The sequence below is a fragment of the Lentilactobacillus kefiri genome, assembly GCF_007989105.1.
In the GTDB taxonomy this organism is placed as follows: Bacteria; Bacillota; Bacilli; order Lactobacillales; family Lactobacillaceae; genus Lentilactobacillus; species Lentilactobacillus kefiri.
The window spans coordinates 1-1,714 of the sequence record NZ_BJVK01000084.1 but is presented as its reverse complement, the minus strand read 5'-3'; the positions used below and the strand labels follow the sequence as shown (position 1 = coordinate 1,714).

Annotated in this window: 1 rRNA gene; it reads left to right on the top strand. The window is 50.0% G+C overall.

Features of this window, described 5'->3' with window-relative positions:
* The first annotated feature begins 84 nt into the window (after positions 1–84).
* Positions 85–1,658: ribosomal RNA gene (locus LKE01_RS11735) — 16S ribosomal RNA — on the top strand.
* The last annotated feature ends 56 nt before the right edge of the window (positions 1,659–1,714 follow it).

Sequence of the window (1,714 nt, the reverse complement as noted above, 5' to 3'; positions counted from 1 at the left end):
CCAAACATTTGCGAAGTCAATTCGTAATAACAAATAATAAATTTAAATCATGAGCTATAACAGGCTTATCATTTTAAAACATTTTAAGATGAGAGTTTGATCCTGGCTCAGGACGAACGCTGGCGGCGTGCCTAATACATGCAAGTCGAACGCGTTTCCGTTATTGATTTTAGGTGCTTGCATTTAAATGATTTAACACGAAACGAGTGGCGAACTGGTGAGTAACACGTGGGTAACCTGCCCTTGAAGTAGGGGATAACACTTGGAAACAGGTGCTAATACCGTATAACAACCAAAACCACATGGTTTTGGTTTAAAAGATGGCTTCGGCTATCACTTTAGGATGGACCCGCGGCGTATTAGCTTGTTGGTAAGGTAATGGCCTACCAAGGCAATGATACGTAGCCGACCTGAGAGGGTAATCGGCCACATTGGGACTGAGACACGGCCCAAACTCCTACGGGAGGCAGCAGTAGGGAATCTTCCACAATGGACGAAAGTCTGATGGAGCAACGCCGCGTGAGTGATGAAGGGTTTCGGCTCGTAAAACTCTGTTGTTGGAGAAGAACAGGTGTCAGAGTAACTGTTGACATCTTGACGGTATCCAACCAGAAAGCCACGGCTAACTACGTGCCAGCAGCCGCGGTAATACGTAGGTGGCAAGCGTTGTCCGGATTTATTGGGCGTAAAGCGAGCGCAGGCGGTTTCTTAGGTCTGATGTGAAAGCCTTCGGCTTAACCGGAGAAGTGCATCGGAAACCAGGAGACTTGAGTGCAGAAGAGGACAGTGGAACTCCATGTGTAGCGGTGAAATGCGTAGATATATGGAAGAACACCAGTGGCGAAGGCGGCTGTCTGGTCTGTAACTGACGCTGAGGCTCGAAAGCATGGGTAGCGAACAGGATTAGATACCCTGGTAGTCCATGCCGTAAACGATGAGTGCTAAGTGTTGGAGGGTTTCCGCCCTTCAGTGCTGCAGCTAACGCATTAAGCACTCCGCCTGGGGAGTACGACCGCAAGGTTGAAACTCAAAGGAATTGACGGGGGCCCGCACAAGCGGTGGAGCATGTGGTTTAATTCGATGCTACGCGAAGAACCTTACCAGGTCTTGACATCTTCTGCCAACCTAAGAGATTAGGCGTTCCCTTCGGGGACAGAATGACAGGTGGTGCATGGTTGTCGTCAGCTCGTGTCGTGAGATGTTGGGTTAAGTCCCGCAACGAGCGCAACCCTTATTGTTAGTTGCCAGCATTCAGTTGGGCACTCTAGCAAGACTGCCGGTGACAAACCGGAGGAAGGTGGGGATGACGTCAAATCATCATGCCCCTTATGACCTGGGCTACACACGTGCTACAATGGACGGTACAACGAGTCGCGAAACCGCGAGGTCAAGCTAATCTCTTAAAGCCGTTCTCAGTTCGGATTGCAGGCTGCAACTCGCCTGCATGAAGTTGGAATCGCTAGTAATCGTGGATCAGCATGCCACGGTGAATACGTTCCCGGGCCTTGTACACACCGCCCGTCACACCATGAGAGTTTGTAACACCCAAAGCCGGTGAGGTAACCTTCGGGGACCAGCCGTCTAAGGTGGGACAGATGATTAGGGTGAAGTCGTAACAAGGTAGCCGTAGGAGAACCTGCGGCTGGATCACCTCCTTTCTAAGGAAAAACGGAATCCTGCACATTGTCGAAAGTTTTGTTTAGTTTTGAGAGGT